The organism is Pseudomonas sp. AU11447 (assembly GCF_001672555.2).
Taxonomy (GTDB): Bacteria; Pseudomonadota; Gammaproteobacteria; order Pseudomonadales; family Pseudomonadaceae; genus Pseudomonas; species Pseudomonas nitroreducens.
Map to the genome: position 1 here is coordinate 45,789 of NZ_LZDG02000046.1, position 15,491 is coordinate 61,279.

The 15,491-nt window shown below is 64.1% G+C and carries 13 protein-coding genes; 6 read left to right on the top strand and 7 right to left on the bottom strand.

Annotated features, from left to right (window positions below; all coding sequences use genetic code 11):
* Window position 1: 1 nt before the first annotated feature.
* The 5 genes from A6723_RS16195 to ppsA all read right to left on the bottom strand — a co-directional run bounded on the left by A6723_RS16195 (window position 2) and on the right by ppsA (window position 5,399).
* A complete protein-coding gene (locus A6723_RS16195; protein ID WP_054907748.1) occupies window positions 2–250 on the bottom strand; it encodes a hypothetical protein in 249 nt (82 codons plus the stop codon).
* A gap of 54 nt (window positions 251–304) precedes the next feature.
* On the bottom strand, window positions 305–1,303 hold the full coding sequence (locus tag A6723_RS16200) for a zinc transporter ZntB (RefSeq protein WP_054907749.1): 999 nt from the start codon (window positions 1,301–1,303) through the stop codon (window positions 305–307).
* 101 nt (window positions 1,304–1,404) lie between these two features.
* Window positions 1,405–1,893: a ribonuclease E activity regulator RraA gene (gene rraA, locus A6723_RS16205; protein WP_054907750.1), complete on the bottom strand. Its 489-nt coding sequence runs from the start codon at window positions 1,891–1,893 to the stop codon at window positions 1,405–1,407.
* Window positions 1,894–1,989: 96 nt separating this feature from the next.
* On the bottom strand, window positions 1,990–2,964 hold the full coding sequence (locus A6723_RS16210) for an alpha/beta fold hydrolase (protein ID WP_054907751.1): 975 nt from the start codon (window positions 2,962–2,964) through the stop codon (window positions 1,990–1,992).
* A 65-nt stretch (window positions 2,965–3,029) separates the two neighbouring features.
* Window positions 3,030–5,399 carry a phosphoenolpyruvate synthase gene (gene ppsA, locus A6723_RS16215; protein WP_054907752.1) on the bottom strand — a complete coding sequence of 790 codons (2,370 nt, stop codon included), beginning with the start codon at window positions 5,397–5,399 and terminating at the stop codon, window positions 3,030–3,032.
* 166 nt (window positions 5,400–5,565) lie between these two features.
* Here ppsA and A6723_RS16220 point away from each other — a divergent pair, with 166 nt between their 5' ends.
* From A6723_RS16220 to A6723_RS16245, 6 genes are all read left to right on the top strand, one after another.
* Window positions 5,566–6,384: a pyruvate, water dikinase regulatory protein gene (locus A6723_RS16220; RefSeq protein ID WP_017516884.1), complete on the top strand. Its 819-nt coding sequence runs from the start codon at window positions 5,566–5,568 to the stop codon at window positions 6,382–6,384.
* 163 nt (window positions 6,385–6,547) lie between these two features.
* Window positions 6,548–8,203 (top strand): DUF3300 domain-containing protein, encoded by a 1,656-nt coding sequence (locus A6723_RS16225; RefSeq protein WP_054907753.1) that lies wholly within the window; start codon window positions 6,548–6,550, stop codon window positions 8,201–8,203.
* Between the two features lie 10 nt (window positions 8,204–8,213).
* A complete protein-coding gene (locus tag A6723_RS16230) occupies window positions 8,214–9,107 on the top strand; it encodes a DUF2950 domain-containing protein (protein WP_064979811.1) in 894 nt (297 codons plus the stop codon).
* A 283-nt stretch (window positions 9,108–9,390) separates the two neighbouring features.
* Window positions 9,391–9,933, top strand: a complete 543-nt coding sequence (locus tag A6723_RS16235) for an ATP-dependent zinc protease (RefSeq protein WP_054908497.1) — start codon at window positions 9,391–9,393, stop codon at window positions 9,931–9,933.
* Window positions 9,934–9,937: 4 nt separating this feature from the next.
* Window positions 9,938–11,473 (top strand): inactive transglutaminase family protein, encoded by a 1,536-nt coding sequence (locus tag A6723_RS16240; RefSeq protein WP_038803686.1) that lies wholly within the window; start codon window positions 9,938–9,940, stop codon window positions 11,471–11,473.
* Window positions 11,474–11,476: 3 nt separating this feature from the next.
* On the top strand, window positions 11,477–12,463 hold the full coding sequence (locus A6723_RS16245) for an alpha-L-glutamate ligase-like protein (protein WP_024765708.1): 987 nt from the start codon (window positions 11,477–11,479) through the stop codon (window positions 12,461–12,463).
* A gap of 221 nt (window positions 12,464–12,684) precedes the next feature.
* Here the strand turns inward: A6723_RS16245 and A6723_RS16250 are convergent, their stop codons facing one another.
* Together A6723_RS16250 and A6723_RS16255 are read right to left on the bottom strand one after the other, a co-directional pair.
* Window positions 12,685–13,866, bottom strand: a complete 1,182-nt coding sequence (locus A6723_RS16250; protein ID WP_054908502.1) for a MalM family protein — start codon at window positions 13,864–13,866, stop codon at window positions 12,685–12,687.
* 10 nt (window positions 13,867–13,876) lie between these two features.
* On the bottom strand, window positions 13,877–15,475 hold the full coding sequence (locus tag A6723_RS16255; protein WP_139093005.1) for an outer membrane protein transport protein: 1,599 nt from the start codon (window positions 15,473–15,475) through the stop codon (window positions 13,877–13,879).
* Between the last annotated feature and the right edge of the window lie 16 nt (window positions 15,476–15,491).

The following is a 15,491-nucleotide window of genomic DNA, read 5'->3' on the forward strand; positions in this document are numbered from 1 at the left end:
TTCAGTCGGCCTTGTCAGCGGAAGGGGCGGAATTCTGCGCGTGGCGCGAGACGGGTGCAAGGTGTGCGGCGCCACGGCTCACGCCGATGGAAAGGGCCTGGAACCAGTGCCCAATCAGGCTGAACAGATCGCCCGCGCCCACCTGGCGGTTGGCGGTCTTGAGCACGCGGTCCAGGCGCGAGTTGTCACCCGGCTGTTCCGGGGGCATTCGCAGCAGATCGCGCAAGGATTCTTCAAATGGGTCGTGCATACGCACCTCGCCTGTGTGAGGTACTTGACGCCCCCACCACCTCGAAAGTCACACCTAGAGCCAACGCAGGCGGCGGAAGATCCACCATTGGAATGTCGCCAGACCACCGATCAACAGGCAGGCAGCGACGAACCCATAAGGCGCATCCGCACCCGGAATGCCACCGACGTTGATGCCCAGGAGCCCGGTCACAAAGCTCATGGGCAGGAAAAAGCCGGTGATGATACCAAGCAGGTACATGGTGCGGTTCATTCGCTCGGTAATTCGACGATGTTCGGCTTCCTGGATCAGGCTGATGCGCTCTCGGACAAGCTCCAATTCTTCCAGGTTGCGGGTCAGGCGGTTGTATAGCTCGTTCCAGTAGTCGGCGTCGTCGGCCACCGTCCAGGACAGCTTGAACTTGACCATCTGCGAGTAGATCTCCCGCTGGGGCGCCAGATATCGCCGCAGGCCTGCGGCACGTCGACGCAGGGTGCGCAACTGATGCTGGTCGGGAATGCTGCGCTCGTCCTCCTCGATGGCTTCTTCCATGGCGTCAAGCTGATCGGCCAGGCCGCCGATCAGGGTGTCCACGCGATCGGTGAGGTAATGGGCCAGGTAGAGAACGACTTCCGACGCGGTCTTGGGGCCACGCCCCGCATCCAGGTCGGTGCGCAGGTCAGCCACGGCCTTGAGCGGACGCAAGCGCAGGGAAATCACGCGTTGCGACTCGGCATAGACCCGCAGCGAGACCATGTCCTCCGGAACTGCACCGGGATTCAGGTTCACCCCGCGCAGGAACAGCAGCAGGCGCTCGCCGCCCAGGTCCACCAGGCGCGGGCGTGTCGCCTCCTCCAGCAGCAGGTCGCAGGCAAACTCGTTAAGCCCGCTGGACTCGCGCAACCAGGCCTGAGCTTCGGGCACACCGCGATCCCAGTGCACCCAGAGGCTTTCCTCGGGCTTGAGGTCCAGCAGCGGCAATTCGCTACGGGTGATCCGCCGACCGCCACCATGGCCATCCAGCACGAAGCCGTCGATCAACCCGCGTTCCGTGCCGCTTTCGTACTGCTGCATGCCCTCTCCCCTCGCTCCAGATCGTGTGAACGCAGCCCCATGAAAAATGCCGGAAGCTTCCGCTCCCGGCATTGACTCGAAACCTTGTGGGAAGGTTCGAATTATTCCGGCATTTTCAACGCTTTAGGCGAAACGATGATGCCGTTGTTGTCGGCATAGATGAACTCGCCCGGGCGGAAGGTGATGCCGCCGAAGGTCACGGCGACGTTCAGGTCGCCGATGCCGCGCTTGTCGGTCTTCATCGGGTGGCTGGCCAGGGCCTGCACGCCCAGGTCGGTCTGCGCGATCACGTCGACGTCACGGATGCAGCCGTACACCACGATGCCTTCCCAGCCGCTCTTGGCGGCTTTCTCGGCGAGCATGTCGCCCAGCAGCGCGCGACGCAGCGAGCCGCCGCCATCCACCACCAGCACCTTGCCCTTGCCATCCTTCTCGACCTGCTCCTTGACCAGCGAGTTGTCCTCGAAGCACTTGATGGTGACGATCTCGCCACCGAAGGAGTCCCGCCCGCCGAAGTTGCTGAACATCGGCTCGACGACCTGGACCAGCTCCGGGTAGGCATCGCACAGATCGGGGGTGACGTAATGCATGGAGACGCTCCTCTTGATGAAATCCGGCAGGGTTTCAGGCCTGGATGTGACTGAAAGCCGCAATGGCGTCACAGTCTACTCCCTGCCACGCCAAGCTCAAGCCTGCGCCAGAGCGCCCTGCCCCGCTGGCAGGCAACCGTGTTCCAGCCAATGCTGCAGCTGTGGCCAGACTTCGCGCTGGGCGCCTTTGCTGATCAGCATGTCAACGTGGCCGAAATCCTCGGAGAAGCCTTGACGACGCCCCAAGTGCAGATATTCACGCACCTCGGAGCCAAACTGCTCCAGTAGCTTGCGGCAGGCCCAGGCAGGGTCCTGGATATCGCCATCGGAGCCGATCGCCAGGACGGGCACGGAGACTTTCTGCAGCCCGGCCCACCAGTCGTTACCCCTCTCACCGAAACAGCCGAACAGGCTGTACCAGTGCATGGCCTCCAGCGCCAGGCCCAGCGGCTCGTCCTCCGGACCACGCTTGAGCCGGGCCCCGGACAGGCCACCCATGCGCTTGAGCAGGAACCGCCCGCCCCATGCCACTGGCGGCAACTTCAACGGCCAGTAAGTACGGCTGACCTGGCTGCCGCAAAGCGCCGCACTGGCCGCTTGCTGATCATCCAGGTAGCCGCCACCCAGGGCGGCGGCGAGGGTCACGCCGCCCAGGGAGTGGCCGAGCCAATGCGGCACCTGGCCACTCTGCTCGACCACGAAATTGGCGATGGCCGGCAGGTCGAAGCGCGCGTAGTCGGCGACCCGGTTACGGTCGTAGTCCTCGTTGCGCGGCGACAGGCCGTGGCCACGCATTTCCGCGATCCACACGTCGAAGCCGGCACGCGCCAGGTGGGCGCCCAGGCCAATGCCCTTGGGTGAGTACCAGAAGCGGCGATTGGAAAAGCTGCCGTGCAGCAGGATCACCGGCACACCCCGGCGCCCGTCGGGGCGCCCCAGGCGGGTGACGGCCAGCTCGACGCTGGAGTCCGGGCTGTTGTTGGGCTTGAGGCGGTAGACGTCCTCGGTGAGGTCGCCCCGCAATTCGGCGCTCACGAGCGCGACGGGAAATAGTTGACTGCTGCTTTGCATGGAATCGCTTGCACAAAAAAGGGCGGGTGAAATCACCCGCCCTTCTCAGGATGGTAAGGGAGACGTCAGGACTGGCCTTCGGCGAGGAAGAACCAGGTATCGAGGACTGAGTCGGGGTTCAGCGACACGCTCTCGATGCCCTGCTCCATCAGCCACTTGGCGAGGTCCGGGTGGTCCGACGGGCCCTGGCCGCAAATGCCGATGTACTTGCCGGCACGGTTGCACGCCTGGATGGCGTTGGACAGCAGCTTCTTCACGGCCGGGTTACGCTCGTCGAACAGGTGCGCAACGATGCCCGAGTCACGGTCCAGGCCCAGGGTCAGCTGGGTCAGGTCGTTGGAGCCGATGGAGAAGCCGTCGAAGAACTCGAGGAACTCGTCGGCCAGCAGGGCGTTGGACGGCAGCTCGCACATCATGATGACGCGCAGGCCGTTCTCGCCACGCTTGAGACCATTGGTGGCCAGCAGATCGACGACCTGGGAGGCTTCGCCCAGTGTGCGGACGAACGGCACCATCAGCTCGACGTTGGTCAGGCCCATCTCGTTGCGGACCTTCTTCATCGCACGGCATTCGAGCTCGAAGCAGTCACGGAAGGATTCGCTGATGTAGCGCGAGGCGCCACGGAAGCCGAGCATCGGGTTCTCTTCTTCCGGCTCGTAGAGCTTGCCGCCGATCAGGTTGGCGTATTCGTTGGACTTGAAGTCCGACAGACGCACGATGACTTTCTTCGGCCAGAAGGCAGCGGCCAGGGTGCTGACACCCTCGACCAGCTTCTCGACGTAGAAGCCGACCGGATCGTCGTAACCGGCGATGCGCTTCTCGACGCTTTCCTTGATGTCCGCCGGCAGGCTGGCGAAGTTCAGCAGCGCCTTGGGGTGCACGCCGATCATGCGGTTGATGATGAATTCCAGGCGGGCCAGGCCCACGCCCTCGTTCGGCAGCTGGGCGAAGTCGAAGGCGCGATCGGGGTTGCCGACGTTCATCATGATCTTGAACGGCAGGTCGGGCATGGCATCGACCGAGTTCTGACGAACGTCGAAGCCCAGCTCGCCCTCGTAGATCAGGCCGGTATCGCCTTCCGCGCAGGACACGGTCACACGCTGGCCATCCTTCAGCGCCTGGGTGGCGTTCCCGCAGCCGACGACGGCCGGGATACCCAGTTCGCGGGCGATGATCGCAGCATGGCAGGTACGGCCGCCACGGTTGGTGACAATGGCGCTGGCGCGCTTCATCACGGGTTCCCAGTCCGGGTCGGTCATGTCGGAGACCAGCACGTCGCCCGGCTGGACCTTGTCCATTTCCGAAACATCGTGGATCACCTTCACCGGACCGGCGCCGATGCGCTGGCCGATGGCGCGGCCTTCGACCAGGACCTTGCCTTTTTCCTTGAGCAGGTAGCGTTCCATCACGTTGGCGCTGGAACGGCTCTTCACGGTTTCCGGACGGGCCTGCACGATGTACAGCTTGCCGTCGTCACCGTCCTTGGCCCACTCGATGTCCATCGGACGCTCGTAGTGCTTCTCGATGATCAGGGCCTGCTTGGCCAGTTCGGTCACTTCGGCGTCGGACAGGGCGAAGCGGGCGCGATCGGCCTTCTCCACATCGACCACCTTGACCGATTTACCGGCCTTGGCTTCGTCGCCGTAGATCATCTTGATGGCCTTGCTGCCCAGGTTGCGGCGCAGGATGGCCGGGCGGCCGGCTTCCAGGGTCGGCTTGTGTACGTAGAACTCGTCGGGGTTCACCGCGCCTTGCACCACGGTCTCGCCGAGGCCGTAGGCACCAGTGATGAACACCACGTCACGGAAACCGGATTCGGTATCCAGGGTGAACATCACCCCGGCGGTGCCGGTTTCCGAACGAACCATGCGCTGCACGCCGGCGGACAGGGCGACCAGCTTGTGGTCGAAGCCCTGGTGCACACGGTAGGCGATGGCACGGTCGTTGAAGAGGGAGGCGAAGACTTCCTTGGCCGCGCGGATCACGTTGTCCACGCCGCGGATGTTCAGGAAGGTTTCCTGCTGGCCGGCGAAGGACGCATCCGGCAGGTCTTCGGCGGTGGCGGAGGAACGCACGGCCACGGCCATGTTGTCGTTGCTGCCGGCCATCTCGGCAAAGGCCTTGCGGATCTCGGCATCGAGGCGCTCGGGGAACTCGGCGTCCATCACCCACTGGCGGATCTGCGCGCCGGTCTTGGCCAGGGCGTTGACGTCGTCCACGTCCAGGGCGTCGAGCGCCGCATGGATGCGATCGTTCAGGCCGCTCTGGTCGAGGAAGTCACGGTAGGCCTGGGCGGTAGTGGCAAAGCCACCCGGTACGGAAACGCCGGCACCGGCGAGGTTGCTGATCATTTCGCCCAGGGATGCGTTCTTGCCCCCCACATGTTCGACATCGTGGACGCCGAGCTTATCGAGGGAAACTACGTACTCTACCAAGGTGATCTCTCCACTAAGTGTTGGAAAAGGTCATACGAGTCGGAGCGGCCCCACCCTTCTGGCCGGAGCCGGAAAAATGGGTGAGAATGCCCCGGCAAAGGGCCTTGCAAACGTGGGGCCTATCATAACCAGGATTCGATCCTACCTAATAAGGCCCGCAGCGCACATGAAACGAACTGCATTCTTCATTTCCGACGGCACCGGCATCACTGCCGAAACCCTCGGCCAGAGCCTTCTGGCGCAGTTCGAGAACATCAACTTCACCAAACTGACGCGACCTTACATCGATACCGAAGAAAAAGCGCGCGTCATGGTACAGCAAATCAACCGGGCTGCGGAGGCGGACGGGGCAAGACCGATCATCTTCGATACCATCGTCAATCGTGAGATCCGTTCGGTCCTTGCGCAATCCAACGGTTTCATGATTGACATCTTCTCGACCTTTTTGTCCCCGCTCGAGCAAGAATTATCCTCAGACTCGTCGTATTCCGTCGGAAAATCCCACAGCATCGGCCATAACCCGCACTACATGGAGCGGATCGATGCGGTGAACTTCGCCCTCGACAACGACGACGGCGCCCGCACCCACTACTACGACAAGGCCGACCTGATCCTGGTCGGCGTCTCGCGCTGCGGCAAGACGCCCACCTGCCTCTATATGGCCCTGCAATACGGCATCCGTGCGGCCAACTACCCGCTGACCGAAGAGGACATGGAGCGCCTGCAACTACCCAATGCGCTCAAACCCTACAAGCACAAGCTGTTCGGCCTGACCATCGACCCGGACCGGCTCACCGCCATCCGCCACGAACGCAAGCCCAACAGCCGCTACGCCAGCTTCGCCCAATGCGAGTTCGAAGTCCGCGAGGTGGAGAACCTGTTCCGTCGCGAAAACATCGCCTACATCAATTCCACGCACTTCTCGGTGGAGGAAATCTCCGCGAAGATCCTGGTGGAAAAAGGCGTCGAGCGTCGCCTGAAGTAATCCCCCGGAGACTCATCGCCTCTCCGCTCGACGGCCGGTCATACCGGCCGTTGATCTTTCGGCAGCTTCTCGCCGCTGCGCCTATCATTCTCCAGACCCACGAATTACCCGTGACCTATGTCATGGGGGCGGGCATTCCACTGCAACGGCACAGGAGAGCGCCATGCGAGAATGTCAGTACCTGGTTCTGGTCGTCTTGCTGGCACTATCGGGTTGCGATTCGGATGAACCACCCAAAGCCAAGGCCGCCAACCCGAGCCCCCCAGCCAACACTCAGCCCGCCGCCGTGCCAGCGCCGCCCCCGGCCCAGGCTGCTACACCCGCGCAACCAGCCACCGCCACCGCCCCTGCCCCTGCCCCTGCCCCTGCCCCTGCAGAGCAACAGTCCCAGGCCGTATTCACCCCTGAGCAACTGGACCAGATGCTCGCGCCCCTGGCGCTGTATCCCGACTCTCTGCTGGCGCAGGTGCTGATGGCGACTACCTACCCCGGCAATGTGGCCGACGCGGCAGCATGGTCGAAGGCGAACCCCAAAGTCAGTGGCGACGACGCCGTGAAGCAGGTGGCAGATCAGCCATGGGACCCCAGCGTCCAGTCGCTGGTTGCCTTCCCACTGGTGCTGGCGACACTGGGACAGGACCCGGTCTGGGTACAGCGGGTCGGCGATGCCTTCCTGGCCCAGCCTGATGCGGTGATGGACGCCATCCAGCGCCTGCGTCGCCAGGCCCAGGCCGCCGGCAATCTGCAGTCGAATGAGCAGCAGACCGTCACTGTCAAACCGGCGCCGCCGGCTCCCGCTCAGCCCGCGCCCAGCGGTGGTACCGCGGTTGTGCAGCAATCGGCGCCAGCGCAGACGATCATCATCGAGCCGGCCAATCCGCAGGTGGTCTACGTCCCCAGCTACAACCCGACGCAGGTCTATGGCACCTGGGCCTACCCGTCGAGCCCACCGGTCTACTACCCGCCTCCGCCCGAATACCCGGTAGCCACTGCACTGGCGACCGGCTTGGCATTTGGCGCAGGCGTCGCCATCGTCGGCTCGCTCTGGGGCGACTGCGACTGGGACGACCACGAGATCGACGTGGACGTGGAGCATTACAACAACTTCAACAGCAACCGGAACGTCAACGTCAACCGCGACTTCAACAGCAACCGCACCGTCAACGGCAATCGCACCGCCTGGCGCCATGACCCGACCTACCGCAACGGCGTGCCCTATCGCGATACCCGCAGCCGCGAGCAGTACAACCGCCGGCTTGCCGGTGGCGAGCAGCGCGAGGCCATGCGCGGCTTCGACTCGGCCAAGGCGCAGGAGCGCTCTCGCGCACGGGAAAGCCTGGCCCAGCGGGGAGTCGCACCGCCTGCGAACAATCAGCAGGCACGTGAGCGCGCCCAGGCTGCGACCCGCGATCTGCGCGACAACCCGCAGGCCCACCAGCGTGCGCAGCAGGCCAACCGCGAACCGCGTGACGTCAATCAGGCCCGCGAACGCGCGCAGAACGCCACCCGCGAGCTGAAGAACAACCCCGAGGCCCGTCAGCGCGCGCAGAACGTGGCGCAGAACCGCAACGCACAATCCCAGCAGCGACCGAGGGCGCAGAACAACCAGAAAATTCGTGAACAGGCCCGCCAGCAGCACGCCCGTACCCAGGCTCCACGCAACAACGCCTTCGCCGGCGCCAACAATCCGCGGCAGACCCGCGAGCTCGCCAACCGCGGCCAAGTCAGCCGCGCCGCTGCCAGCCGCCCGCAGGCGGCGCGCGCCGGCCATGCCGTACAACGACCTGCCCGCGCGCCTCGTGGCGGCGGACGTCGATAGGAGACGAGTCATGCATATCGCATCGCGCCTGCTGGCGCTCGCCCTCCTGGGTTCGTTGCCCGGCGTCCTGCTGGCGCAGGAGTCCTTCCCCACCCCGGAAGCCGCCGCCGACGCCTTCATCGCCGCGCTCGGCACCGAAAAAGCCGATCCGGAGCGCCTCGCTGCCCTGCTCGGCAATGACTGGCACAACTACATCCCCACCGAAGGTATCGACCGCGACGAGGTGGACGCCTTCCTCGCGCACTATCGGGACAAGCACGAAATCCACAAGGACAACGCCAAGCGCGCACATCTGGTGGTGGGTAACGATCCCTGGACGCTGCCCCTGCCCATCGAGCAGGAGAAAAAAGGCTGGGCATTCAACACCAAGGCCGGCGGCGAGGAAATCCGCATCCGCCGCATCGGCCGCAACGAGGAATCGACCCTGGAAGCCGTGCAGGCCTACCACGATGCGCAGATGGACTTCGCCGAGGTCGACCGCAACGGTGACGGCATCCTGGAATACGCACAGAAGTTCGTCAGCAGCGACGGGCAACACGATGGCCTGTACTGGCCCGAGGAAGAAGGTGGCGAGGAGAGCCCGCTCGGCCCGCTGTTCGGCGACGAACTGCCTGGTGACGGCTGGCACGGCTACCACTACCGCATCCTCACGGCCCAGGGGCCATCAGCACCGGGTGGCGCCTACGACTATAAGATCGGCGGCAGGATGACTCGCGGCTTTGCCCTGATCGCCTGGCCGGTGAAGTACGGCGACAGCGGTGTCATGAGCTTCATGATCAGCCACGACGGCGAGATTTTCTCGAAGAACCTCGGCCCGGAGAGCGGCAAGATCGCCATGAAGATGAGCCGCTTCGACCCGGACAGCAGTTGGACCGAAGTCACTGCGCAGGAAGAAAAACCCTGACGCCCTGAACCCGTCCGGCCTTCCTGCGGTCGGACGGGGCGGGGAAAGTCTGCCACTCGCCTCGCTGCTCGGCAGGTACGCGTCGACCTGTCATGAGCCTGAAACAAATACCCTGCCAAGGCGCCAACCGACTGTCGCCAGCGAAAAACCACATGATAGAATTCGCCGCGCTATTGCCTGGCGTCACCAGGCCCCGCCGGCCGGCATGCCGGCCACAGCCACATGGGGTGACGACCGGGGCGTTTCTTTTCAAGGCTTTGCGGCCACTCACTCATCAAGGCCCATGAGACTCAAGCCCACAGCCCTGCTCCTCTTCCTGAGCATCTTCCTGCTTCCCGGCATCAGCGCCGCTGCCGGCAAGACCGTCTATGGCCTGAACGAATACGCGCGGATCAACGACCCGGACATCGAGCTGGCCGCCAAGCTCGATACCGGCGCCAAGACCGCCTCCCTCAGCGCCCGCGATATCAAGCGCTTCAAGCGCGACGGCGAGACCTGGGTGCGCTTCTACCTGGCCACCGACACCGCAGACAGCCAGCCCATCGAGAAACCCCTGGCGCGCATCAGCAAGATCAAGCGCCGCCACGGCGACTACGACCCCGACGAAGGCAAGGCCTATACCGCGCGCCCGGTGATCGAACTGGAGCTGTGCATGGGCAAGGCCCTGCGCACCATCGAAGTGAACCTTACCGACCGCAGCGCCTTCCAATACCCGCTTCTGATCGGCTCCGACGCGCTCAAGCGCTTCGGCGCCCTGGTCGACCCGAGCCTGAAATACGCTGCCGGCAAGCCCGGCTGCCAACCCGTAGCGAAACCTGCCGAGTAATCCCATGCGCTCTCTTACCCTGCATCTGAAGGTCCTGATCGCCATCCTGCTGACGCTGGGCGTCGCGATCACTGCCTACCAGATCTTCGTCCTCGGCATTCCCATGACCGAGGCCGAGACCGACGACCTGTGGAACATCGACGCCAAAGTCGAGTTCGTCGCCACGCCGAAGACCCCGGTAAAGGTGCAGATGTTCGTGCCGCCGCTGACCCAGGATTACGTCAGCCTCAACGAGAGCTTCGTTTCCAACAACTACGGTGTGGGCATCAACCGCTCGGACGGCAACCGCAAGGTGACCTGGTCCTCGCGTCGCGCCAGCGGCCAGCAGACTCTCTACTACCGCCTGGTGCTGACTAAGCGCTATGCCGGCGCCAGCGGCGAAAAAGCCAAGGAGAAAGGCCCGATCTTCCGCGACAGCCTGCCGCTCGAAGGCCCGGACAAGATCGCCGCCGAAGCGCTGATCGCGCCCATCCGCCAGCATTCGGCGGATGTCGAGACCTTCGTCAGCGAAGCCATCAAGCGCGCCAACAACCTCAATGACGACAACGTGAAGCTGCTGCTGGCCGGCGATACCAGCCTGGACAAGCGCTCCCATGTGGTCGAGACCCTGCTCGCCGTGGCCCACGTGCCGCTGGAGCGCGTGCACACCATCCGTCTGGTCGCCAACCAGCCGCAACAACCCGAACTCTGGCTGCGCAGCTACAACGGCAAGGAGTGGCTGTACTTCAACCCGGAAACCGGCGAACGCGGCCTGCCCAACGACCGCCTGATCTGGTGGCTGGGTGACGAGAGCCTGCTGTCCATCGAGGGCGGCAAGAAAGCGACGGTCAATTTCAGCCTGAACAGCAGCGAGATGAACGCCATCCGCCTGGCCAAGCTGTCGGACGAGAACACCGACGCGGCCTTCCTCGAGTACTCGCTGTACGGCCTGCCGCTGTCTACCCAGCAGACCTTCCAGATCATGATCATGATCCCGTTCGGCGTGCTGGTGATCCTGGTGCTGCGCAACCTGATCGGCCTGCAGACCCTGGGTACCTTCACCCCGGTGCTGATCGCCCTGGCCTTCCGCGAGACCGGCCTGCAGTGGGGCATCGGCCTGTTCACGGTGATCACCGCGCTGGGCCTGTCGCTGCGTTCCTACCTGGAACACCTGAAGTTGCAGATGCTGCCGCGCCTGTCGGTGGTGCTGACCTTCGTGGTGGTGATGATCGCCGCCATCAGCCTGCTCAGCCACAAGCTCGGCTTCGAGAGCGGCCTGTCGGTCGCCCTGTTCCCGATGGTGATCCTGACCATGAGCATCGAACGCCTGTCGATCACCTGGGAAGAGCGCGGCGCCGCCCACGCGATGAAGGCGGCCATCGGCACCCTGTTCGCCGCCGCACTGGCGCACATCCTGATGCGCGTACCGGAACTGGTGTACTTCGTGTTCACCTTCCCGGCCGTGCTGCTGATCCTGGTGTCGTTCATGCTGGCGATGGGTCGCTACCGCGGTTACCGCCTGACCGAACTGTTCCGCTTCAAAGCCTTCCTCAAGGACTAAGCCATGTTCGGCCTGATCAAGCGATGGAAAGCCCTGGAAGCCAAAGGCATCATGGGCATCAACCGACGCAACGCGGACTACGTGCTCAAGTACAACCAGCGGCACCTGTACCCGATCGTCGATGACAAGATCATCACCAAGCAGCGCGCCATCGAAGCGGGCATCCACGTACCGGAAATGTACGGGATCATCTCCACCGAGAAGGAGATCGAACGCCTGCCGGAAATCATCGGCGAGCGCAGCGACTTCGTGATCAAGCCGGCGCAGGGCGCCGGCGGCGACGGCATCCTGGTGATCGCCGACCGCTTCGAGGAACGCTACAAGACGGTCTCCGGGCGGATCATCAGCCACGAGGAAATCGAGCACCAGCTATCGAGCATCCTCACCGGCCTGTACTCCCTGGGCGGCCACCGCGACCGCGCGCTGATCGAGTACCGGGTGACCCCGGACCAGATCTTCAAGAGCATCAGCTACGAAGGCGTGCCGGACATCCGCATCATCGTCCTGATGGGCTACCCGGTGATGGCGATGCTGCGCCTGCCGACCCGCCAGTCCAACGGCAAGGCCAACCTGCACCAGGGCGCCATCGGCGTGGGTGTGGACCTGGCCACCGGCCTGACCCTGCGCGGCACCTGGCTGAACAACAAGATCAGCAAGCATCCGGACACCACCAATGCGGTGGACGGCGTGCAGCTGCCGAACTGGGACGGCTTCATGAAGCTCGCCGCCGGCTGCTACGAGCTGTGCGGCCTGGGCTACATCGGCGTGGACATGGTGCTGGACCAGGACAAGGGCCCGCTGATCCTCGAGCTCAACGCCCGCCCCGGCCTGAACATCCAGATCGCCAACGACTGCGGCCTGACCCTGCGCACCCATGCCGTCGAGGCGCATATCGCCGAGCTGGAAGCCAAGGGCGTGAAGGAGACGGTGGAGGAGCGCGTGCGCTTCTCCCAGCAGCTCTTCGGCCATGTTCATCCGAAGGAAGTCTGAGGCGCCCTGCGCCATGAAAAAGCCCGGCAATTGCCGGGCTTTTTCATGGGTGACCGCTGGGATGCAACCCCGTAGAGCGCATAACCTGGAACAGGTTATGCGCCGGATACTCTATGGCGGATAACGCTGACGCGTTATGCGCCCTACGCAACTGGACGGTTCGCGAGCAAGAACTAGGCGTCCCCCTCGCTCCTACGAAAAGCATCGACCCCGCGCACAGCTCAGCGCACCACGGCCAGCTCGAAGCCCCCCTGGTCGCCGTGATCGCGCACCTTCATCCCCGCCTCGTTCACCGCCAGGTTCTCCAGCGGGCGCTTGTACGGTTTGTTATCCAGAGTCTGCAGGCTGCGGTCCTCATCGGTGGTCAGCAGCAGCACGTAGCGCTCGCCCTGGTTCGCACGCACCGGGATGGTCCCCTCGATGAACGCATAGCGGTACCAGGTTTCCGGATTGAGCTTGTACACCGCGTCGCTCACCAGCCGGGTCGGGCGTTTCTGCTCGTCGAGGAACAGCAGCGACGGGTAGACCACCTGGTGATTGGCGAAGCTGCGCACGCGCAGGCCGTAGACGCGCTGGGAGCTGGGCAGCTTCATCGCCACGTAGTAGCTCTTGCCCATGGGGAAGTCGAAGCTCGGCGAGAACTTGTTCAGCTCCTCGTAACGCGGCTCCTCGGCCGACAGCTCGGTGAAATCGCCTTCGCCCATCTGGTCGCAGCAGCGCCGCTGCAGGTCGACGTAGAGATCATCCAGGGTCTTGCCGCTGCCCTTGAGCAGTGCCTTCATGGCGTCGGTCTGCTCGCCTGCGCCATCGAGCCCCGGCAAGTTGCTCGGGCGTGTTTTCAGGTCGATCTGGCGGCCTTCGGTGAAAGCGATCTGGCTGCCGCCCTGCTCGCCACGACGGAAGGTTTCGCCGCGCTGCTCCGCAGTGATCGGCGAGTTGCGTACCTGGCCCTTGTCGTCGACCCAGGTGAAGTACGGGCTGCCGTTCTCGCTGCGGACGAAGCCGCGGTCCTCATAGGACTCGGCATCGATGTACTCGGAGGAATGGTCGCCGTTGGGCAGCACATAGTCGGCCCGGCCGGGCGCGACCTGGCCGGCGGCGTAGAAGCTGTTCTGCAGGTTGCCCTGGGCATCGACCCAGGTGAAATAGCGCCTTTTGCTCTCCCCCGCTGGCCGGCTTCCCGGCCACTGGGTAGCGCTGACGTCGATCAACCGCGCTCGGTCGCTCTGGTCGATGCGCTTGTCCGCCTGGCGTTGCTGTTTGGCATAGCTGTCGTCGACGAAGGTGTTGTGCACCTGGCCGCTGTCGTCGATCCACGACAGGTAGCGGCCGCTGGCGGCCTGCGCCGACGCGCTGAGGCCGGCGGCGGCGATGCAGGAGATCAGGAGGGTCAGCCTGCCCATGTTCATGCCCTCAGAAGGTGGTGCGGTAAGTCATGGCGAAGACGTAGGCCTTCACCGTGGTGCTGACATCGAGGCCGGCATAAGGGTTGTAGACCAGGTTGTCGATGCCGGTGCAGTTCAGGTTGCAGCTGGTGCCCGCCTTGATGTTCTGCTTGGAGACGAAGTAGTTGAAGCCCAGGTCGATCACCGTGTCCTTGTCCCACTGATAACCCAGGCCCAGGCCGTAGAGGTTGGCATCGCCAATGGGCACCAGGGCGTCCGCCTTGTCCTTGGGGATCGCCGAGGGCCGGTATTCGTAACCGGCGCGCAGCTGCAGGCGGTCGTTGACGTCATACTGCATGCCCATGGCGTAGCTCCAGGTGTCCCGGTAGCCGCGGTCGAGGATGATGCTGTGGTCGGTGGCGCCGTTGGGTGCGAAGTTCTTGGCGATACGCAGCAGGTCGAGCTCCTTGTCGAACTCGATTTCCAGCTTGTTCCAGTCGCTGTAGTCGGTCCACTTCAGGTCGAAGTTGAACTGCCACTTGTCGAACGGACGCACCTTGATGCCGGTGGAGAAGCTGTCCGGGTTGACCATGTTCAGCGTCGCCACACCGTGCTCTTCCTCGGCATTGCCATAGGGGAACAGCGGGCTGAGGAAGGCGCCGAACACCGAGCTCTGCATGCCGGACCAGAAGCCCTGCCAGTCCTTGGTGTAGTCGACGCGGTATTTGCCCTTGAGGTGCATGCGTGACTCGCTCTGGTAGGTCGCGCCCCAGGCGAACCAGTCGTAGGGCTCCCAGAGCACCCCCAGGTTGAAGCTCGGCGACAGGGTTTGCTGCATGTCCAGCTTGAGGTTGGCCAGCGAATCGTAGGGGCCGATGCGGCCACCGCAGACGTTGAACACCAGTTCGACGATTTCCTGCGCGCCCGGCACGCAGGTGGTGTCGTGCAGGGTCTGCAGCAGGCCGGTGAGCAGGCCGGGGTTGCGGAAGTCGGTATCCAGCGCCATGGCCTGGTGCGAGAAGCCGATCGACAGGCCCGCCGACAGCGTGTCGTTGACCTCATAGCCCACCGAGGGCGAAAAGTAGGTGATGCGTTGCAGCGAGACGCGACGGCCTTCGTAGCGTGCCGGGTCGCTGTCGGAGTCGCGCGAATAGCCCAGCGCCTGGGGCGCGTAGACGTTGGTGGCGAAGGTGAACTTGGAGCCGGGCGGGTTGATCGACAGCCCCGCCAGTGGTGCCACCAGCAGCGGCATGTCGGTCATGCCGCCGAGGCCCGGCAGGTACATGGTCGGGGTCAGGGTACGGCTGTTCTGGCCGGCCACCGGGTCGTCGTCCAGGCCGAATGCGGCGGAGCCATAGTCCGGCGGTGCCTTGAAACCAGCACGGATGTCCATGACCCCGGTGATCAGCTTGATCTGCGTCTGGCGGCCCTTGAGCTTGGTCAGGGCGGCGGGGTTGTAGTGCACCGCATCGATGCCGGTGGAGTCGGCCGTGACCGCGTTGGCCATGGCCATGGCCTTGGGGTTGCCGATGGTCAGGTCGTTGGCCAACTGGGCGTTGGCGAGCGTCGCCCAGCCAAACCCTACCCCTGCCATCGCCACCGCGAGGGGCGAAATGCGCATAGTCATGTGGTAGTCGCTCGTC